This window comes from Catenuloplanes sp. NPDC051500 (assembly GCF_044454585.1).
In the GTDB taxonomy this organism is placed as follows: domain Bacteria; phylum Actinomycetota; class Actinomycetes; order Mycobacteriales; family Micromonosporaceae; genus Catenuloplanes.
In genome coordinates, this window is record NZ_JBITDX010000002.1 from 709,533 (window position 1) to 728,588 (window position 19,056).

Sequence of the window (19,056 nt, forward strand, 5' to 3'; positions counted from 1 at the left end):
GAGCGCCCCCATCGCCGTCTCAGTACCTGTAGTGCTCAGGCTTGTACGGCCCCTCGACGTCCACGCCGAGGTACTCCGCCTGCTCCTTGGTCAGCTCCGTCAGCCTGACCCCGAGCGCGTCCAGGTGCAGGCGCGCCACCTTCTCGTCCAGGTGCTTCGGCAGCCGGTGGACCGCGGTGCTGTACTCCCCGGTCCACAGCTCGATCTGCGCGATGACCTGGTTCGCGAACGAGTTCGACATGACGAAGCTGGGGTGCCCGGTGGCGTTGCCCAGGTTCATCAGCCGGCCCTCGGAGAGCACCAGGATCGAGTGGCCGTCCGGGAAGCGCCACTCGTGCACCTGCGGCTTCACCTCGATCCGCTCGATCCCTGGGTACGCCGCGAGCCCGGCCATGTCGATCTCGGTGTCGAAGTGCCCGACGTTGCCGACGATCGCGTTGTGCTTCATCCGCGCCATCTGGTCGGCACGGATGATGTCCGTACCGCCGGTGGTGGTGATGAAGATGTCGCCCTGCTCCACCACGTCGTCGAGCGTGGTGACCTGGAAGCCGTCCATCGCGGCCTGCAGCGCACAGATCGGGTCGATCTCGGTGACCACCACCCGGGCGCCCTGCCCGCGCAGCGCGGCCGTGGCACCCTTGCCGACGTCGCCGTACCCGCAGACGACGGTGAGCTTGCCGCCGAGCATGACGTCGGTGGCCCGGTTGAGGCCGTCAGCGAGCGAGTGGCGGATGCCGTACTTGTTGTCGAACTTGCTCTTGGTGACCGAGTCGTTGACGTTGATCGCCGGGAAGAGCAGCGCCTCCTCGGCCGCCATCTTGTAGAGCCGGGCCACGCCTGTCGACGTCTCCTCGCTGACGCCGCGCAGGCCGGCCGCGATCCGGGTGAACCGCTGCGGGTCCTCGGCCAGGCTGTCGCGCAGCGTGTCCAGGATGATCCGCATCTCCTCGTGGTCGCCCGCGGCGGCCTGCGGGACCGTGCCGGACCGCTCGTACTCGACGCCCTTGTGCACAAGCAGCGTCACGTCGCCGCCGTCATCGACGATCAGGTTCGGGCTCTGGCCGCCGGCGAAGTCGAAGAGGCGCATCGTGCACCACCAGTACTCCTCGAGCGTCTCGCCCTTCCAGGCGAAGACCGGCGTGCCGGCCGCGACCACGGCCGCGGCCGCCTCGTCCTGCGTGGAGAAGATGTTGCAGGAGGCCCAACGGACCTCGGCACCGAGCGCGACAAGCGTCTCGATCAGCACCGCGGTCTGCACTGTCATGTGCAGCGAGCCGGCGATCCGGGCCCCGCGCAGCGGCTGGGACTCGGCGAACTCGCGGCGCAGCGCCATCAGGCCCGGCATCTCGTGCTCGGCAAGCCGGATCTGGTGCCGGCCCGCCTCGGCAAGCGTGAGGTCCGCGACCTTGTAGTCCTGAATGTCCACGTCATGTCTCCTCTCCCGCGTCCGCTCACCGTGAGCGGGCGGTGTGCGCGGCCTCGTCAGGCCACGCGGCGATACCGCGGGAGGTGCACAAAAAAGGCGCCTCCGCGGTACGGAGGCGCCCTTGGATGATTCACCGGCCGAGCGTGGCGGACTCCATATGTCGGTCCGTCGCAGCGCCCCTCGGCCTGGTCCGAGTTTAGCGCCGCCGCTCCGCCAGCCGGAAGACCGGGAAGCCCGGTGCGGCCGCGCGCAGGTCCTCATCAGGCGAGTTCTTGGTCAGCCCGTCGAAGAACATGCCCACCTCCCACTCCCATTTCCGCAGGTAGAGGCGGATCAGCGGGACCTTGTCCGAGTCGGCGACCTCGACGGCGGTGACGTACTTGACACGCCGGCCGAGACGCAGCTCGGCCTCGCCTGCGGCGCGCAGGTTCCGGACCCACTGGGTGTGGCCGCGGGGGGCGAGCAGGTAGCGCTCGCCCTCGTGGGTGAACAGGTTGACCACTGTGGTGCGCATCTCGCCGCTGCGACGGCCACGGACCGCGAGCACCCTGCTGCCGAGCAGGCTGACGCCGCGCGCGGTCAGCCACTTCGCGAAGTCGTTGAAGGGCTGTTGTGCGCGCGTGGCCTCGACGTACCGCATGATCGCTCCCCGGTTCGCTTTGAGAGCACTGCTCTCTCTTGAGATCAGTGAACACCATGTGTCAAGGCCCGAGGGCGGCCTGTATCGGCGCCTGGGCCTCGCCGCAGCCCCCGCATTCCACGTCGACACAGGCCCTAGAATGATCGTCGTGAATCTTGTTGGCACCGGACGCACCGCTGACGTGTGGGCCCTCGACGACGCCCGCGTGCTGCGCCGATACCGTGACGGACGCTCCGCCGAACCCGAGGCGGAGCTCCTCCGGCACCTGCACGCGCATGGCTTCCCGGTCCCGCCGATGCACCTGGTCGACGGGCCGGAGATGACGCTCGGCCGCGTCGGCGGGCCGACCATGCTCCACGCGTTGAGCACGGGCGGGCTCGACCTGCACACGGCCGCCCGCATCGTGCTCGACCTGCACGCACTGCTGCACGCGGTGCCACCGCGCGGCCCCGGCGAGGCGATCCTCCACATGGACCTCCACCCGGACAACGTGCTGCTCGGCCCGGACGGACCGGTCCTGATCGACTGGTGCAACGCGATCGAGGGCCCGCCCGGCCTGGACCTGGCGATGACCGCGGTCATCCTCGGCCAGGTCGCGGTGGACGGCCCGTTCGCGGAGGGAGCCGCCGCGTTCGCCCGCCCGTTCATCGCCGCCTCGCCGAGCCTGCTCCCACACCTGGACAACGCGCTCGCCCACCGCGCCGCCGACCCGCATCAGAGCGCCGCCGAACTCGCCGCCCTCCCCCGGGCCGCCGACTTCATCCGCGCCGCCGCCGGATGAGACGACTGCTCATCGCGCTGCTGATCGCCCTGACGATCATCGCGGCCGCGGTGCTTGTCCTCGCGTTCCCGTCCGTCGCCGCGCTCGCCTGCCCACGCTGCTACAACCTTTCCCAGACCCGGCCGCAGGTGTACGTCGAACGCGGCGCCACCGACGCCCAGCGCGAGACCGTGACGTCCGCACTGTCCGCCGCCGACACCGCCATCCGTGCGTTCTACGGCGGCCGGGCCGCCGACCCGCGCGTGCTCGCCTGCGTCACCGACGCCTGCTACCAGCGACTCGGCGGCGGGGGCAGCAAGGGCATCGCGATCCTGAACCGCGGCCTGATGCTCTCCCCCGACGGCCTCACCCCGGTCATCGCCACCCACGAACTCGCCCACGTCGAACTGCACGCCCGCCTCGGTTCCAGCTCGGTTCCACAGTGGTTCGACGAGGGCCTCGCCGTCGTCCTCTCCGACGACCCCCGCTACCTCGCCCCCGCCACCGCTCCGAACCGCTGCCTTCTTCCCCTCTCCGAGGCCCTCCCCCTCACCACCCAGCCCTGGAACCTCGACACCGCCGCCGCTTCCAACGCCTATCCCAAAGCCGCCTGCCTGGTCAGCCACTGGCTCGCCGCTTCAGGCAGCCCACCCGCCATCCCCACCCTCATCGCCGCCCTCCACTCCGGCACCCCCTTCTCCACCGTCGTCACAATCACCCCCTGAACCCCGGCCCTCTGACTCCGGCCCCGGCCCTCTGACTCCGGCCCCGGACCGTGTATGCGTAATCAACGTTTTCAGGGTGAGAAAACGTTGATTACGCATACACGGTCAGTCGATCTTCCGTCGGCGACGATCACGGGTGGCGCGGGGCAGAATTGAGGGCGTGGTTCGGGTGGCATCGGTGCCCGCGAGACTCCGCTTCCTGCCGTTTCGGGGGAGGCTTGTGGTCGCGGAAGGACTCCTGACCCGGCGTCAACTGCAGTCGGCGGAGTGGCGGCGGCTATTTCGCGACGTCTATGTGAGGGCGGCCGAATTCGACCAGGACGATCACCGGATGTGGTGCGATGCGGCGGCGCTCGTTCTCCCGTCCGGCGGGGCGATCAGCGGACCGAGCGCCGCCTGCCTCTGGGGCGCCGGCATACCGGTGCGGGGAGCGCCGGTCACCGTGACCGTGCCGGCCGGCCGGAGCCTACGACCGCAGGACCGGCTGGTAATCACACACGGCGGGCTGCCGCCGGAGGACGTGACCTCGTTCGGCGGGTTGCCCGTGACCACGCGGGAACGCACAGCCTTCGACCTGGGACGGCTGCCGGACCGGCATCAGGCCGTCATGGCGCTCGACGCGATGCTGTTCCGGCGGCTGGTGACTGTGGACCGGCTGGCCGCGTTCGCGACATCCCGGCCGCGGTGGATAGGGGTCGCGCTCTTCTCCGCGCGGCTGGCCGAAGCGGAACCGCTTGCCGAGTCACCGATGGAGACACTGGTCAGGCTGCTGATCACGGATGCCGGCCTGCCTCGCCCGGTGGCCCAGCACGAGATCCTGACTAGGGGCGCCCGCTTTCCGAGCCGCGTCGATCTCGCCTATCCCGACCTGCGGATCGCGATCGAATACGAAGGCGATCATCACCGGGAGCGCGACACCTTCCGCAAGGACATCGCACGCGAACGACGCCTCGAAGAGGCCGACTGGCTCGTCCTCCGCCTCACCGCCGACGACGTCCTCCGCACCCCGGCCGAAACTGTCCGGCTGATCACCTCCGCCCGCGAGCGGCGCCGCGCGCGCACGGTCGCGCCGCCTCGCGGGAAGTGAGGCCGGCGGGGCTGCGGCCCTTCCCCGACCACGGCGCGACCGGCTCCGAGCGGCGGGGAAAGCGGAGCGCCAGCGGAGTCTTTGCCCGCCGCGAGGTTGGCCCGCGGGAGCATGCGGGCCGCACCACCGCGAGAGCGGGAAGATCTGGGTCGGGGTCTGGGGTCCTCCCCAGGTGAGCTCGAGCGCCCGCGGGAGCAAGCAGGCTACGCCCCGGCGAAAGCCGGAAGATCTGGGTCGAGGTCTGGGGCTACCAGGCGAGCTCGAGCGCCCGCGGGAGCAAGCGGGCTACGCCCCGGCGAGAGCGGGAAGATCTGGATCGGGGTCTGGGGCACCCCAGGCAAGCTCAAGCGCCCGCGCGAGCAAGCGGGCCACAGCCCGGCGGGAGCGGAAAAGTAGTCCGGGATCTGGCGGGCCTTAGAGGCTTTCCCAGCCGGGGACGGCGGAGGGTTTGCGGGGGTCGGGGCCGGTGTAGCGGGCGGAGGGCCGGACGAGGCGGCTGAGCTTCTTCTGTTCGAGGATGTGTGCGCTCCAGCCGGCCACCCGCGCGCAGGTGAAGACGGAGGTGAACATGTGCGCGGGCACCTCGGCGAAGTCGAGGACGACGGCGGCCCAGAACTCGACGTTTGTCGGGAGTACGCGGTCGGGGCGGCGCGCGGAGAGCTCCTCGAGCGCGGCCTTCTCAAGCGCCTCGGCCAGTTCGTAGCGGGGGGCGCCGAGTTCCTTTGCGGTGCGGCGGAGGACGCGGGCGCGGGGGTCCTCGGCGCGGTAGACGCGGTGGCCGAAGCCCATCAGGCGTTCGCCGCGGTCGAGCACGCCGCGGACGTAGCCGGCCGGGTCGCCTGAGTACTCGACGGCTTCGAGCATCTGCAGGACCCGGGTGGGGGCGGCGCCGTGCAGCGGGCCGGAGAGCGAGCCGATCGCGGCGGAGATGCAGGCGGCGACGTCGGCGCCGGTGGACGCGGCGACGCGGGCGGTGAAGGTGGACGCGTTCATGCCGTGTTCGGCGGCGGAGATGAAGTAGGCGTCGATGGCCTTGATGTGGCGCGGGTCGGGGTCGCCCCGCCAGCGGCGCATGAACCGCTCGACCACGGTCTCGGCCTTGTCGATCTCCTTCTGCGGTACGGCAGGCAGACCGAGCCCGCGCGCGGACTGCGCGACGAACGAGAGCGCGGTGACCGAGACCCGGGCCAGATCCGCGCGGGCCTGCTCGTCGGAGGCGTCGAGGAGCTGCGGCAGGCCCCAGTAGGGCGCGAGCATGGCAACCGCGGACTGCACGTCGACGCGGATGTCGCCGGAGTGGACCGGGACCGGGAACGGCTCGGCGGGCGGCAGGCCGGGGCCGAACTCGCCGTCGACAAGCAGCGCCCACACGTTGCCGAACGAGACCTGGCCGATGAGGTCCTCGATGTCCACGCCGCGGTAGCGCAGCGAGCCGCCGTCGCGATCGGGCTCCGCGATGTCCGTCTCGAATGCGATCACGCCTTCGAGTCCGGGTTTGAACGGGGTCATGGTCCCTCCTCACAGCCGCGCAGCGGACGGCCGCACCCGCGGTTGCGCACCGGCGGGAAACCGTCGTTTCGTCGGAGTTTTCCGTACGTTACCGCCGGGCGATACGTTACGTGACCCAAGCCACGACCCCGGTGACCGCCGTTGAGGCTTTTGCCCCATCACGAATGATTTTTCATCATATAGTCAGGCGAATGGAGGAGATCGCCGCGCATCCGGTCGGGTGGTGGGCGGAGCTGCTCGCCACCTCCGACCACTTCGACGCGCCCTTCTTCGTCGAGGAGCTGACCTCCGCGCTGTCCCCCCGGGTGACGAACCCGCTGGTCCGCCGTGAGGTAGAGCTGGCCGCGGCCACAGTCACCCGGCACCTGCAACGCCCGCTCGACGCCCATCTCGCGGACGACGCGGATGCGGCCCGCTCCCGGCTGCGCGGCACGCTCGCCCGGGTGGACTCGGACAGCACCCGCCTGGCCGAGGCCGGGGTGATCAGCATCGCGGTCGGCGGCGACTACCCGGGCGCGGCCTCCGCGGCAGAGCCGTTGCTCGGCGCGCCGTCCACGCTGCTGCTGGTGATGACCGCACTGCGCTTCGAACGCTTCGACACCGCGCTCGCGGTACGCCTGCTGGCGGCCGGGCGCCCACCCGAGGAGGCCATCCGGTACGGCGCGCTTGTCGGCCGGTACGCCTGGTGGCCGGCGTGGCTGCTGGAGATCGGCACCCGCCGCGCGATGGACGGCTCGCTCGACGAGGGCGTGATGGCCGCGCTCGACATGTGCGCGTTCGCCAAGATGACGCCGGCCCAGACGCACATCGCCCGCAAGCTGCTCAGCGGCGATCCACGGGCGCTGCGCACCGCGGCCGACCACCTGGAGACGATCGGCGAGCCCGCGGCCGCGGCGGACCTGCGCGGCGGCGACCTGACGCCGGTCGCCCTGGCGGCAAAGCTGATGACGTCATAGCCGATGACGCCGCAGCGAAACCTCTGAACGAACTGAATCGGCACGGCCGGAAAGCGCGTCCGCACCGCACATCGTCCAGCGGTTACGGCCGACAAACAGGAAAAATAACGTCATATAGCCATTTTTACCATAAGTGTCACTTACGCGACACGAATCACAGCGTGGCGGCGCATTCAACTCACTACTCCGCACCGACCCACCAATTACGCTCCGTTGTAGTCGGTCAAAACGTGCATTAGGCACGTATCGGACCGGCGACCAACCAGAAACCGGGGGCACGCGACACATCGGACCTCCACCATCCGTCGCATTGAGACGGTTTGGTCCGGCGTGCCACCTGAATGGAAGGAGAACGTCATGGAGGGTGCAGTAGCAACCCGACGTGTACGGAGCGCCATTGTCTCGGCCACCGCGTTCACGCTGCTCGGCGGCGGTTTCGCCGCGGCTCCGGCCCAGGCGGCGACGCCGCTCGGCACCGCGAAGCCGGCAACGGCCCGCAGTGCCGCCCCGGCCGAGGCGCCGAAGGTCGACTCCGCGCTCAACCGCAACGGCCGCCTGTCGGTCTTCGGCCGCGGCACCAACGACGCGGTGTACGTGAAGACGCAGACAAGCGCCGGCTCCACCACGTGGACCAACTGGGCGAGCCTCGGCGGCGTCGTCACCGGCGCCCCGCGCGTCGGCGTGGACGCGTCGCAGCGCCTGCAGGTCTTCGCGCGCGGCACCGACAACGCGATCTGGTCGAAGCGCCAGACCGCGCCGAACAGCACCAGCTGGACCGCGTGGACCAGCCTGGGCGGCGTGCTGAACAGCGACCCGACTGTCACTGTGGACCAGAACCGCCGCCTGACCGTCTTCGGTGAGGGCACGGACGGCGCGGTGTGGACCAAGCGCCAGAAGGACCAGAACAGCACGTCCTGGACCAGCTGGCAGTCGCTCGGCGGCAAGGTCACCAGCGAGACCTCGGTCTCGTTCGACAAGCTGCAGCGCCTGAACATCTTCGCCCGCGGCACCGACAACGCGCTGTGGACCCGTCGCCAGACCTCCGCGAACAGCGGCAGCTGGACGGCGTGGAAGTCGCTCGGTGGCGGCGTCACGAGTGACACCGCAGCGGTGCTGGACGGCAAGAGCCGCATCCAGGTGTTCGCCAAGGGTGACGACGACGCGCTGTGGTCGCGCCGTCAGCTCTCGCCGAACAGCAACGACTGGACCGCGTGGACCAGCATGGGTGGCGTGCTGACAAGCAACGCCGCGGCGATCATCAACAAGAACAACCGGCTGCAGGTCTTCGTGCGGGGCACTGACAACGCGCTCTACACCCGCGTGCAATCCGGCAACGGTGCCGCGAGCTGGTCCGACTGGGCCTCGCTTGGCGGCGTGCTGACCAACGAGATCGAGACGGCCGGCAACCACGACTGGCGCGTCTCCGTGCTTGTGCGCGGCACCGACAAGGCGCTCTACGCCACGTCGCAGTGGGCGCCGGGCAGCGGCTACGGCAGCTACGCCTACCTCGGTGGCGTGCTGAAGTAAAGATTGACAACACAGAAATGCGGCGGGGGTACGCGTACCCCCGCCGCATTTTTCTGGTCTTAGAGCACGTGGCTGGACGTCTCCGCGGGCAGTTCGACCACGTCGCCGGCGTGGCCGAGACGGATCCGCCAGGGCAGCGCCTCGCCGGACACCCGGGTGACAGTGATCGCGCCGCCGTCGTGCACCACTGTGAACCGCGCCGCCTCGCTCCCGTCGATCGCGGGAACGGAGACGGTGAGGTCCGCCCCGTCCGCGAGGTCGTAGAGCGCGAGCGTCACGCCGCGCGCGTAGTCGTAGTCCGGCCTGTCGTCGATCTCGCCGAGCGCGAGCACGCTGCCCGGCCGGACCAGCACCGGGACCTCGCCGAAGCCGACGGTGCGCCGGTGCCACGCCGGGCCGGTGAAGACCTCGCCGGTCTGGAGATGGGTCCAGGAACCGGCAGGCGTGTAGAACGTGGTGTCGCCGGCCTCGCTGAAGACCGGCGCGACGAGCAGGTTGTCGCCGAGCATGTACTGCCGCTCGACGTGCGTGGTCGCCAGGTCGTCCGGGAACTCGACGACCATCGGGCGCATCACCGGCACGCCCTGCTCGTGGGCCTGCACGGCCTGGCCGAAGAGGTAGGGCATCAGGCGCGCCTTGAGCTTGGTGAACGTGCGCAGCACGTCCACCGCCTCCTCGTCGAACTCCCACGGCACCCGGTACGACTGGCTGCCGTGCAACCTGCTGTGCGAGCTGAGCAGGCCGAACGGGATCCACCGCTTGAACACGGCCGGGTGCGGCTTACCCTCGAAGCCACCCATGTCGTGGCTCCAGAACCCGAAGCCGGACGCGGACAGCGACAGCCCGCCGCGCAGGCTTTCCGCCATCGCCTCGAACGTGGACTCGCAGTCGCCGCCCCAGTGCACCGGGTACTGCTGGCCGCCCGCCGTGGCTGAGCGCGCGAAGAGCACCGCGTCACCCTCACCGCGGACCTCGCGGAGCACGTCGAACACGACCCGGTTGTAGAGGTGCGTGTAGTAGTTGTGCATCTTCTCCGGGTCGGAACCGTCGTGCCAGACGATGCCGCTGACCGGGATGCGCTCGCCGAAGTCCGTCTTGAACGCGTCCACGCCCTGCTCAAGAAGTCCGCGCAGCTTCGACGCGTACCACTCGCGGGCCTCGGGGTTGGTGAAGTCGACGAGCGCCATGCCGGCCTGCCACAGGTCCCACTGCCAGACGTCGCCGTCCGTGGTCTTGAGGAGGTAGCCCTTCTCGGCGCCCTCGGCGAACAGCGCGGACCGCTGCGCGATGTACGGGTTCAGCCACACGCAGATCTTCAGGCCGCGGTCCTTGAGCCGCTTGAGCATGCCGACCGGGTCCGGGAAGACCTTCGGGTCCCACTCGAAGTCGGTCCAGTGGAACTCGCGCATCCAGAAGCAGTCGAAGTGGAAGACGGACAGCGGCAGGTCGCGGTCGGCCATCCCGGAGACGAACTTGTTTACCGTCTCCTCGTCGTAGTCGGTGGTGAACGAGGTGGACAGCCACAGGCCGAAGGACCAGGCGGGCGGCAGCGCCGGCTTCCCGGTCAGCGACGTGTACTTCCGGAGGATGTCCTTCGGCGTGGGGCCGTAGATGACCAGGTATTCGAGCTCCTGGCCGGGCACCGAGAAGCCGACCCGGGAGACCGACTCGGACGCCACCTCGAACGAGACGCCGCCGGGGTGGTTGACGAAGACGCCGTACCCCGCGTTGGTCAGGTAGAACGGGATGTTCTTGTACGCCTGCTCGCTGCTGGTGCCGCCGTCCTCCTGCCAGATGTCGACGGTCTGCCCGTTCTTGACCAGCGGGCCGAACCGCTCGCCGAGCCCGTAGACGGTGTCGCCCACGTTGAGCAGCAGCTGCTCCCGCAGGTAGGAGCCGTCGCCGTCCACGTCGAGCGCGGCCAGGTTCTTGTAGCCGCTTGACGTGAGCACCCGGCCGCCGGCCACGAACTCGAGCTTCCAGCTGTCGCCCTTGTGGAACCGCGCGGTCAGGTCGCCGCTGGTAAGCGCCGCGAACTGCTCGTCGTCCGTGATCTCCACGGCCGTCTCGGACCGGACAAGAGCAAACTCGGGGGTACGCGGCCGGCGCCCCGCGAAGTGCGTCGCCTTGATCGAGATCACGTCCGGCGCGGGCGAACTCGCCACGACGGTCAGCAGCGGCAGGTTGAGCGTGTCCCCCCGGGAGGCGATCCGCTTGGTGGGCGCGTAGACGGTCAGCGCGTCCGGGGTCACCGAAACGTCGCGGGCCTCCGCCGGATAGAGCGGGCTCACCCCGTCCCGCATCCGCCAGTAGCCGTTGCTGAACTTCATGTCGTAGGTCCTCCGTGGGTCACTTGACGGCGCCCGACATGACCCCGCGGGTCAGCGTGCGCTGGAAGAAGAGGAAGAACACCACCGCGGGCACGATGCCGAGCAGGGCGGACGCGGCAGTGGTGGTGATGTCCACCTCGCGCTGGCCCTGCAGCACCGCGAGCGCCAGCGGCACGGTCTGGATGTCGTTGTCGATCAGGAAGATGAGCGGCAGGAAGAACTCGTTCCACGTCCAGATGAAGAAGAACGTGAACAGCACCGAGAGCGTCGGCCAGCTGGTCGGCACCACGACGCGAAGCAACGTGCGAAGCTTCCCGGCGCCGTCAAGCGCCGCGGCCTCGAGCAGCGACGGCGGGAACTCGCGGAACACGCTTGAGAGCAGGTACGTGCCGAACGCGGCCTGGATCGCGGTCAGAATGATGATCACGGCGAGCCGGGTGTTGTAGAGGTCGAACTGCTTCGCCAGGAAGTACAGCGGGTAGACGAGCGCCTCCTGCGGCAGCAGGTTGGCAAGCAGGAAGAACATCAGGAACGCGGTACGCCCGCGCAGCCGGCCGATGCCTATCGCGTAGGCGTTGAGCACCGAGATGATCACCGCGAGCACCGCGACGGAGAACGCGATGAGGAAGCTGTTCCACAGCTTCTCGCCGAACTCCACCCGGTTCCAGAAGTCGACCATGCCCTGGAGGTAGATCGCGGACGGCAGCGAGAGCGGGCCGCCCTGGCTGTAGTCCTCGCTCGACTTGAACGCGTTGAGCAGGACCACAAGGAAGGGCGCGAGGACCAGGCCGGTGAAGATCGTCAGGCCGGTCAGGACAAGCGTCTTGGTGGCGAGACCACCGGGCTTCGCGGCTTTAACCGTTTCAGAGGACGTCATGGTCAGGCCTCCCGGCGCTCGTCGGCCGTCTGGATGCGCAGGAAGACGTAGGTCAGCACGATGATGATCAGCGTCAGCACCGTGGAGATCGCCGCGCCGTACCCCGCGTTGAATTTCTCGAAGAAGTTCTGCCACGCGAAGTAGGACGGGACGAGCGTGGAGTTGCCGGGCCCACCGCGGGTGAGCACGAAGATCTGGCCGAAGATCTTGAGAGCCGAGATGGTCGTCGTCACAAGCACGACGTAGATCTCCGGCTTGATCAGGTGGATCGCGATCCGGGTGAACTTCTGCCACCAGCCCGCGCCGTCGAGGTCCGCCGCCTCGTAGAGCTCGGGATCGACGCGCTGCAGGCCGGACATGAACATCACGACCGGGTAGCCGAGCTGGACCCACACCATCACGAACATGACCGACCAGAGCGCCCACTTCGGGTCACCGAGCCAGTTCTGCGCCAGGAAGCCGAGGCCGATCTTCTCCAGGATCGAGTTGAACACGCCGGTGCTCGAGTTGAGGAACCATCCCCAGACGATTCCGGTGACAGCGACCGGCAGCACCTGCGGCAGGTAGAGGCCGGAACGGAACGCGCTCGCCGTACCGGGGCCGATCTTCTTGCCGACGTAGTCGAACAGGACCGCGGCGAGGAAGAGGCCGAGCAGCGTCGGGACGATCACCATCGCGACGATGATGAAGCCGATGTTCCGGAAGGACGCCCAGAAGTTGGCGTCGTGGATCAGGCGGTCGTAGTTGTCCAGCCCGACCCACTGCGGGGTGCCGATGCCCTGCCAGCGGGTGAAGCTGATCCCGATGTTCATGATCAGCGGAATGATGATGACGGCGGTGAACAGCAGCACGCCGGGGAGCAGGAAGAGCAGGTAGCCGCCCTTGCCGCCCTGCCGGGACCGGGTCTTGGCCATGGTGAGGGGGGTGCCTTTCAGTGGCGATCCGCGCCGGCGGCCTGGTCGAGGCCGCCGGCGCGGTCGGTGTTGCTGCTACTTGCCGAGGCTGGCGAGGTTGTCGTTGTACGGCGTGGCGATCTCGTCCAGGACCGCCTTCGGGTCCTTGGAGCTGTTGATCAGGTTCTGCATGCCGCCCACCAGGACGTCGTAGTAGCCCGGCGCCGGCCAGTCCGGGTAGAACGAGAGGCCGTCAGCGGAGTTGATCGTGTTGAAGTTCTCGATCAGCTCCTTGTTCTTCGCGTCCGTGATCGCGGCCGGGTCGGCCAGGATCGGGACACCGCCGGAGTTGCCGATCAGGTTCTGGATCTCCGGCTTCATCGTGATCTCGATGAAGTCGTACGCCAGGCCCTTGTTCTTCGAGCTGGTCGGGACGACCCAGAGGTTGCCGCCGGAGCCCGCCTGCAGCTTGTTGCCGGGGAACAGGAACGTGCCCCAGTCGTACTTGATCTCCTCGTTGAACCGGCCGTTCCACCAGGAACCCGAGATCAGGATCGGCGCCTTGCCCTGGATGAAGCTGACGCCCATGTCCTCGGCCTTGATGCCTGCCGAGTCCTTCGCGATGTAACCCTTGCTCACCCAATCGGCGAACTTGGTCGCGCCGTAGGTGAGCTCCGGGCCCTGGAAGTTGACCTTGTTCTTGTAGAGCTGGTAGTCGTCGACGAACGCCGGGGTCGCCTGGGAGAGCGCCAGCTGGTAGAAGATCTGCTGCGCCGGGTACTCCGCGCCGCCGACCGCGAGCGGCGTGGTGCCCGCGTCCTTGAACTTCTGCATCACCGTCTCGAACTCGGCGAGCGTGGTCGGGACCTCAAGGTTGAGCTTCTTGAACTCGTCCTTGTTGTAGTAGACCATCACGTACTCGCCGTAGTTCGAGACGCCGAACCACTTGTCGCCGCCCATGATGCCGTCCTGGTCGTACTTGGACGTGACGGCGATGCTGGCCGGGACCGTCTTGTCCCAGCCGCGCTTGGTGACCTCTTCGGTCATGTCCGTCAGCAGGCCCTGCTTGGACAGCAGACCGGCGCTGGCGTTGCCCTTGTTGTACTCCATGATGTCCGGAGCTTCGTTCGAGTTCAGGATCATGCCCGCGTTCTGGCGGATCTGCTCGAAGCCTTTCTCCTCGAAGACGACCTCGACGCCCGGGTGCGACGCCTTGAACTGCTTGATCGCCTCGGCCCAGGCGATGCCCAGACCACTGGCCGGGCTCTCGTAGTGCCACAGCCGCAGCGTCTTGCTGTCGCCGGAGTCGCCGGAATCGCCGCCGCAAGCCGCGAGACCGAGGGAAGCGGTCACAGCCAGCGCGGCCGCGACAACCCCCATCTTCCTGGTACGGAACATGTGCCGTCCTCCTGGTGGAGCGAGGTGGTGCCTCTTGTGAGTGGATAAGACCTGGCGCCTTGTGTGGCGCAGAACCGGAAAAATCGGTCCCGCGCCGGTGGTGCTAACCGCGGATCGACTGCTGAGCGAGGGAGCCTCGCGCCCCTCCGGCCGATTGACTGGCACACCACCCCAGCTCCGCCACGGGCGGCTGGTGTGCGTCGTCTCGGCGATCCAATCGGAGGAAGCGACCGAAAATACCGAATAATCCTCCGGTACGTGGTCCCTCTGCCCCAGGATCGCGGGCACCCACACGCGGGATCGCGACGATCGGGCCGGTCACGCCCGGTTCCGCCGTGGTGATGTCCCGCCAGATTTCCCGGCCGGCAGCGGGCGAGTCCTCGCGGATGCGGCAATGCGTCGCATCGGAAGATCAGCCTCCACGCCGGGTCCGTGTTTTTGCAGGTCAGAGCTTTGAACTGGTTTGTCGAAACGCTTCGACTCGAAAGCTACGACTGAGACGTACGTCATGTCAATGGCGTGACTTCGAGATTTCTTCACCGTTACCGAGCTGCGATGGGAGCGATTCCAGCCCGTGCCGGACTCCCGGAAATGTGCCGCGATCCGCCGACGACCCGCTTCGACCTGCGGCGATGTCGCAGGCTGCAGGACATAACCGCCCTGCCCGCCAGCCTCCGGAGAGTCTGAGATGTTCCGACGCCGCGCCCTTCCCCTTCTTGCCGCCGCCGTCTTCGCCGTCCCCGCGCTCTCCGGCTGCATCCTGGTCAGCACCGAGAACCCGGAGCCGGCCACCCCGCCCGCCCCGACCACAGCGGCGCCGGCCACAGGTCTTCCGAAGACCGCGCTGCCCACGCTGCCCTCGCTGCCCACCGGCGCGAAGAACGGCGACGCCATCAAGGACCCGTGCGGTCTGCTCAACCGGGCCGAGGTCACCGCGCTCACCGCGCGGCAGGTCACGCAGATCGACAAGGACGGCCTGGAGGAGACCGCAGCGGTCCGGTACTGCCAGTGGCAGCTGTCCGAGGGCCAGCTCGCGCTCTTCGTCACCGGGATGACGCCGAAGGAGTTCAAGGACCAGGCCAAGGCCGGCACCGTGGTGTCCGGTGTGGGCGACGCCGCATTCACCGAGGCCGGCCACCTGTTCGTGCTCTTCGGCGACACCCAGGTCGACATCTACGCCCGGGTCGGCGACGACGCCGCGAACCTGCGGATCGCCAAGACGGTCGCGGACCGGATCCTCCCGCGTCTGTAGCGCCCGGGCGGTTTACCGGCCGCGGGCCGGGTATGCCGGGCCCATGGTCTCCATCGGTTACACGCTGCTCAGCGAACAGTCCGGCCCCCGAGAACTTGTGGACTACGCGATCCGCGCCGAGAGCGCCGGATTCGGCCACCTGGTGATGTCCGACCACTTCAACCCGTGGCTGGAGTCGCAGGGTCACTCCCCCTACGCCTGGTCCGTGCTCGGCGCGGTCGCGCACGCCACCTCCCGCGTCGAGATGCTGTCCTTCGTCACCTGCCCCACCCGCCGCTACCACCCGGCCGTCGTCGCCCAGAAGGCGTCGACGGTCGGTGTGCTGTCCGGCGGCCGGTTCACGCTCGGGCTCGGCTCCGGCGAGAACCTCAACGAGCACATCGTCGGCCCGTGGCCGCACGTCCAGGACCGGCACGACATGTTCGCGGAGGCGCTGCAGATCATCCGGCCGCTGCTTGCCGGCGAGCGCCTCACCTACTCCGGGACGTACTTCGACGTGCCGGAGGCGCGCATCTGGGACCGCCCCGAGGAACGCGTGCCGATGGCGATCGCGATCTCCGGCCAGTCCTCCGCCGCGCTCGCCGCCGAATACGGGGACGCCGTCGTCGCGATCGAACCCTCGGCCGACCTGCTCGGCACGTACCGCGACGCCGGTGGCGCCGGGCCGCGCTACGGCCAGGTGCCGATCTGCTGGGGCCCGGACGAGGCCGCGTGCCGGAAGATCGTGCACGACCAGTGGCGCTGGTCCGGCCTCACCTGGAAGGTCAACGCGGAGCTGCCCGAGCCGGAGTCGTTCGCGGCCGCCACCCAGACCGTGCGCGAGGAGGACGTGGCCGAGGCCGTCACCTGCGGCCCGGACGTGGAGAAGCACGTCGCCGCGATCAGGAAGTACATCGACGCCGGCTTCAGCCACGTGGCCCTGGTCCAGGTCGGCGACGAGAGCCAGGAGGCGTTCCTGGACTGGGCGCGGCGCGAGCTACTCCCGCGTTTCTGACCGCCACCTCATCACATCGTCCGCGAGCCCGAGCTGCAGCTCGGTGACCCGGGTGAGGAACTCGGTGACCACGGCGGCGGCGTTCGGCTCGAGCGCCGCCGCCACCGGGCCGATCGTGTCCATCACCTTCGCCATCCCGTTGACCCAGCCCGTCCGCGCGCGCTCGGACAGGGACAGCAGCGTCGAGCGCCGATCCGCCGGGTTGGCCGCCCGGACCAGGAAATCGCTTCGCTCCAGCCGGTCCACGAGCGCGGTCATCGCACTCTTGCTGATCAGCAGGCGCGCCCGCAGCGCCTCCTGGGTGAGCGGCTCGTCCGCGCTCAGATGCGCGATCGCCTCGGCGTCGGTCGGATTGATGTCCAGCCGCCGCGCCACCGCGTGATGCATCGTCAGGTGCGACTGCTGCATCCGCTCAAGCGCCGCGATCACGTCACGACCATCCGCCACGGCTTGCCACCTCTTCGCTAGGATGGTACGAAAATAGGATCGATCGCTTTTCAAACCAATTCACAAGCTTAGAGCCCTTCGCGGGTACGGCGTGCGCCGCGCTCCGGGCTCACGATTGCACGACCTCGCCGACGCCCCGGAGGACAGCCCCGTGAGCTCCACGCCGTACCTCCGCAGCGGTTGCGCCGCCACCCGCTCACCGCTCGCCGAGTCGTCGCCCGCGCCCGGCCTCGGCATCCGGGCCGAGACGACGCCTCAGGTGGCCTCGTCCGCGCTGTGCGCGCCGGGGCGGATCTCCGGCGCGCCGGCCGGCTGGCGGGCCGCGGTGCGCCGGCTGATGGGGGCGGCCGGGCGGGTCGACGACCGGGCCGCCGCACGCCTGGTCACGAACGCGCTGGAGACCCGCGGCGCGCTCGCCACCTGGGAGCTGCTGTGCGCGCCGGCGCTCGCGGCGGTCGGCGGGCCGGCCCTGACCACGGCACCGGCGCTGGCGCTGGTCACCGGCGTGCGGACCGCCTTCGACTGTCGCCTCACCCACTTGGCGCGCCCCGGCCACCGCCCGTCCGTCATGCTCGCCGCCGCCCCCGCCGCCCCCGCCGCACCCGCCGCCCCCGCCGCACGCGCTACCGGGGACACACGGGCCGCACCGGCCACACCCTCTGCACCGTCCGCGGGCAGCTCATGCAGCTCAGGCAGCTTGGGAAGTTCGGCCGGTTCCAGCGGTTTGGGCGGCTCCGCCGGCTCCAGCGGCTTGGGCGGCTTCGCTGTTGTGCCGGGTGATCTGCCGCTTGCCGCGCTGGCGGTCGTGCTGCTGGAGAACGGTGTCGAGTCCTGGCGGCTCGGGGCCGACATGCCGTGGGGCGCGCTCTCCGCAGCGGTCGGGCGGGTCGTACCCCATCGGCTCGTGGTCTGGTCCTCGGTGTCGTCTCCGGGCGGGGTCGCAGGCCGGGCCGAGTTGGAGGCTGCCCACCCCGCGGTGCCGGTGGTACCCGCCGGGCCCGGCTGGCCGGAGGCGTTGTCAGTGGCCGCGGCCGCCGCCGTGTGTCTCGCGCCGGCGCGGTAAAAGCGCTGTGGGGTGCGGTCCCGCGCGTGGCAGGGTGTGGGCGTGGCCGGGCCGGTGGAGATCGTGTGCGACGAGTCAGGCTACGAGGGTGACCGTCTGGTCGGGTCGACCACCGCGCTCTTCGCGCACGCGTCCGTGCTGATCTCGGAGGCCGAGGCCGCCACGATCCTGGCCGAACTGCGCGCCCGGATCCGTTCCCCGGCCACCCAGTACAAGGCGAACCACCTGCTCAGGCCCCGCCACCGCGCCGTGCTTGAGTGGTTCCTCGGCCCGGATGCGCCACTGCGGGGCCGGGCGTCGGTCTTCGTGGTCGACAAAACCCACTACGTCCTCGCCCGCGTCGTGGAACTGCTGCTCGGCGACGGTCCGCTCGCTCCCGGCGGCGCGGCTCTCCGGCCGGAGACCGAACTGCTGCACCGGTACGTGACGCGCGCCTCGGCCTCCATCGTGGAGCGCCGCCTGCCGGAGGTGGCCAACGACCTGCTGCGCCGACGCGGCTCGGCAGACCAGTTCTTCACAGTCGTCACCGAAATTCGTGGCGGCTTAGCGGCTCCACAGGCGGCGCGTCGGCCACGCGACACCGCCGGTTCGGCTCTGCCGACGCCGAACGGGCCGCGCGCCATCGCTCCGCTCCCTCCGGAGGCGGTGAATGCGCCGCGTGAAGGTGTCCGCTCCGGTCCCCTGGCGGCGAACGGGCCGCCCCCTTCGGGGGTGGACGACTTACTCGGGTGGCTGGCAGGTGCGGGTGCGCGGGCGGCGGAGTACCGGGCGGCGCTTGCCGCTGATCCGGAGGCGGCGGGGGCCTCGGTGGATCCACTGACACCGGCGATCCTCGCGGCGGTGCGGCGCTGGGATGCCGGGCACGGCGTGACGGTGGCGCACGACCGGCAGATCGCGCTGTCCAGCACCCGGGTGGCGCGTCTGCGGACGTGGAGCGACGGCCGGCTGGCGGCGGTGCGGTTCCTGGTCGCGGAGGACGAGCCGCGCATCCAACTGGCGGACATCCTGGCCGGTACCGTGCGCGCGCTTCTCTCCAGCGGCGACGCCACGGCCCGGCCGTTCGTCGATCCGGCCTCGCTCCTGCCGCACGCCGGTCACCACGATGTCGCGGACCTGACCGGCCCGTAGGCCAGCATCGCGACCGCACACCGATCCTGGGCCCCGCCGCAGCC

General features: G+C 69.5%; 17 protein-coding genes and 1 riboswitch. Of the genes, 9 read left to right on the forward strand and 8 right to left on the reverse strand.

The window, feature by feature from the left end:
* Positions 1–19 precede the first annotated feature (19 nt).
* Together ahcY and ACIA8K_RS06140 are read right to left on the reverse strand one after the other, a co-directional pair.
* Positions 20–1,426: an adenosylhomocysteinase gene (gene ahcY, locus ACIA8K_RS06135; protein ID WP_396055482.1), complete on the reverse strand. Its 1,407-nt coding sequence runs from the start codon at positions 1,424–1,426 to the stop codon at positions 20–22.
* A gap of 106 nt (positions 1,427–1,532) precedes the next feature.
* A riboswitch (S-adenosyl-L-homocysteine riboswitch) is annotated at positions 1,533–1,614 on the reverse strand.
* Positions 1,615–1,622: 8 nt separating this feature from the next.
* Entirely contained in the window at positions 1,623–2,066 is a 444-nt protein-coding gene (locus ACIA8K_RS06140) for a nitroreductase family deazaflavin-dependent oxidoreductase (protein WP_396055484.1), read from the reverse strand.
* Between the two features lie 148 nt (positions 2,067–2,214).
* On the opposite strand from ACIA8K_RS06140, the gene ACIA8K_RS06145 reads away from it, so the two are divergent.
* The 3 genes from ACIA8K_RS06145 (at position 2,215) to ACIA8K_RS06155 (ending at position 4,638) form a co-directional block, all read left to right on the forward strand.
* Positions 2,215–2,847 carry a phosphotransferase gene (locus ACIA8K_RS06145; protein ID WP_396055486.1) on the forward strand — a complete coding sequence of 211 codons (633 nt, stop codon included), beginning with the start codon at positions 2,215–2,217 and terminating at the stop codon, positions 2,845–2,847.
* Positions 2,844–3,551: a hypothetical protein gene (locus ACIA8K_RS06150; protein WP_396055488.1), complete on the forward strand. Its 708-nt coding sequence runs from the start codon at positions 2,844–2,846 to the stop codon at positions 3,549–3,551. Before ACIA8K_RS06145 ends, ACIA8K_RS06150 begins: the two co-directional genes overlap by 4 nt.
* Before the next feature lie 520 nt (positions 3,552–4,071).
* Entirely contained in the window at positions 4,072–4,638 is a 567-nt protein-coding gene (locus ACIA8K_RS06155; protein ID WP_396055490.1) for an endonuclease domain-containing protein, read from the forward strand.
* A 414-nt stretch (positions 4,639–5,052) separates the two neighbouring features.
* On the opposite strand, the gene ACIA8K_RS06160 is transcribed toward ACIA8K_RS06155, so the two are convergent.
* Entirely contained in the window at positions 5,053–6,147 is a 1,095-nt protein-coding gene (locus ACIA8K_RS06160) for a citrate synthase 2 (protein WP_396055492.1), read from the reverse strand.
* Between the two features lie 191 nt (positions 6,148–6,338).
* On the opposite strand from ACIA8K_RS06160, the gene ACIA8K_RS06165 reads away from it, so the two are divergent.
* Positions 6,339–7,103 (forward strand): hypothetical protein, encoded by a 765-nt coding sequence (locus ACIA8K_RS06165; protein ID WP_396055494.1) that lies wholly within the window; start codon positions 6,339–6,341, stop codon positions 7,101–7,103.
* 357 nt (positions 7,104–7,460) lie between these two features.
* Positions 7,461–8,630, forward strand: a complete 1,170-nt coding sequence (locus tag ACIA8K_RS06170) for a hypothetical protein (RefSeq protein WP_396055496.1) — start codon at positions 7,461–7,463, stop codon at positions 8,628–8,630.
* 59 nt (positions 8,631–8,689) lie between these two features.
* Here ACIA8K_RS06170 and yicI read toward each other — a convergent pair whose 3' ends face one another.
* The 4 genes from yicI to ACIA8K_RS06190 all read right to left on the reverse strand — a co-directional run bounded on the left by yicI (position 8,690) and on the right by ACIA8K_RS06190 (position 14,128).
* Entirely contained in the window at positions 8,690–10,960 is a 2,271-nt protein-coding gene (yicI, locus tag ACIA8K_RS06175) for an alpha-xylosidase (protein ID WP_396055498.1), read from the reverse strand.
* A gap of 19 nt (positions 10,961–10,979) precedes the next feature.
* A complete protein-coding gene (locus ACIA8K_RS06180) occupies positions 10,980–11,837 on the reverse strand; it encodes a carbohydrate ABC transporter permease (protein WP_396055500.1) in 858 nt (285 codons plus the stop codon).
* A gap of 2 nt (positions 11,838–11,839) precedes the next feature.
* Positions 11,840–12,751 (reverse strand): carbohydrate ABC transporter permease, encoded by a 912-nt coding sequence (locus ACIA8K_RS06185; RefSeq protein WP_396055502.1) that lies wholly within the window; start codon positions 12,749–12,751, stop codon positions 11,840–11,842.
* A 75-nt stretch (positions 12,752–12,826) separates the two neighbouring features.
* Entirely contained in the window at positions 12,827–14,128 is a 1,302-nt protein-coding gene (locus ACIA8K_RS06190; protein ID WP_396055504.1) for an ABC transporter substrate-binding protein, read from the reverse strand.
* Between the two features lie 688 nt (positions 14,129–14,816).
* Here ACIA8K_RS06190 and ACIA8K_RS06195 point away from each other — a divergent pair.
* Together ACIA8K_RS06195 and ACIA8K_RS06200 are read left to right on the forward strand one after the other, a co-directional pair.
* Complete coding sequence (locus tag ACIA8K_RS06195) at positions 14,817–15,380, forward strand: hypothetical protein (RefSeq protein WP_396055506.1); 564 nt, start codon at positions 14,817–14,819, stop codon at positions 15,378–15,380.
* A 43-nt stretch (positions 15,381–15,423) separates the two neighbouring features.
* Positions 15,424–16,374: a TIGR03557 family F420-dependent LLM class oxidoreductase gene (locus ACIA8K_RS06200; protein WP_396055508.1), complete on the forward strand. Its 951-nt coding sequence runs from the start codon at positions 15,424–15,426 to the stop codon at positions 16,372–16,374.
* On the opposite strand, the gene ACIA8K_RS06205 is transcribed toward ACIA8K_RS06200, so the two are convergent.
* Positions 16,357–16,821: a MarR family winged helix-turn-helix transcriptional regulator gene (locus tag ACIA8K_RS06205; RefSeq protein WP_396055510.1), complete on the reverse strand. Its 465-nt coding sequence runs from the start codon at positions 16,819–16,821 to the stop codon at positions 16,357–16,359. The genes ACIA8K_RS06200 and ACIA8K_RS06205 overlap by 18 nt on opposite strands.
* Before the next feature lie 151 nt (positions 16,822–16,972).
* Between ACIA8K_RS06205 and ACIA8K_RS06210 the strand changes: the two genes are divergently transcribed.
* Both ACIA8K_RS06210 and ACIA8K_RS06215 read left to right on the forward strand, forming a co-directional pair.
* Positions 16,973–17,884, forward strand: coding sequence for a hypothetical protein (locus ACIA8K_RS06210; protein ID WP_396055512.1), 912 nt, complete (start codon positions 16,973–16,975; stop codon positions 17,882–17,884).
* A gap of 42 nt (positions 17,885–17,926) precedes the next feature.
* Positions 17,927–19,012: a hypothetical protein gene (locus ACIA8K_RS06215; RefSeq protein WP_396055514.1), complete on the forward strand. Its 1,086-nt coding sequence runs from the start codon at positions 17,927–17,929 to the stop codon at positions 19,010–19,012.
* Positions 19,013–19,056: the final 44 nt, after the last annotated feature.

What these genes read in the sequence shown, in the direction of transcription:
- ACIA8K_RS06190 (WP_396055504.1), bottom strand. Translation starts at nt 14,128, where the DNA reads ATGTTCCGTACCAGGAAGATGGGGGTTGTCGCGGCCGCGCTGGCTGTG.
- ACIA8K_RS06200 (WP_396055508.1), top strand. Translation starts at nt 15,424, where the DNA reads ATGGTCTCCATCGGTTACACGCTGCTCAGCGAACAGTCCGGCCCCCGA.
- ACIA8K_RS06170 (WP_396055496.1), top strand. Translation starts at nt 7,461, where the DNA reads ATGGAGGGTGCAGTAGCAACCCGACGTGTACGGAGCGCCATTGTCTCG.
- ACIA8K_RS06195 (WP_396055506.1), top strand. Translation starts at nt 14,817, where the DNA reads ATGTTCCGACGCCGCGCCCTTCCCCTTCTTGCCGCCGCCGTCTTCGCC.
- ACIA8K_RS06160 (WP_396055492.1), bottom strand. Translation starts at nt 6,147, where the DNA reads ATGACCCCGTTCAAACCCGGACTCGAAGGCGTGATCGCATTCGAGACG.
- ACIA8K_RS06150 (WP_396055488.1), top strand. Translation starts at nt 2,844, where the DNA reads ATGAGACGACTGCTCATCGCGCTGCTGATCGCCCTGACGATCATCGCG.
- ACIA8K_RS06180 (WP_396055500.1), bottom strand. Translation starts at nt 11,837, where the DNA reads ATGACGTCCTCTGAAACGGTTAAAGCCGCGAAGCCCGGTGGTCTCGCC.
- ACIA8K_RS06165 (WP_396055494.1), top strand. Translation starts at nt 6,339, where the DNA reads ATGGAGGAGATCGCCGCGCATCCGGTCGGGTGGTGGGCGGAGCTGCTC.
- yicI (WP_396055498.1), bottom strand. Translation starts at nt 10,960, where the DNA reads ATGAAGTTCAGCAACGGCTACTGGCGGATGCGGGACGGGGTGAGCCCG.
- ACIA8K_RS06140 (WP_396055484.1), bottom strand. Translation starts at nt 2,066, where the DNA reads ATGCGGTACGTCGAGGCCACGCGCGCACAACAGCCCTTCAACGACTTC.
- ACIA8K_RS06185 (WP_396055502.1), bottom strand. Translation starts at nt 12,751, where the DNA reads ATGGCCAAGACCCGGTCCCGGCAGGGCGGCAAGGGCGGCTACCTGCTC.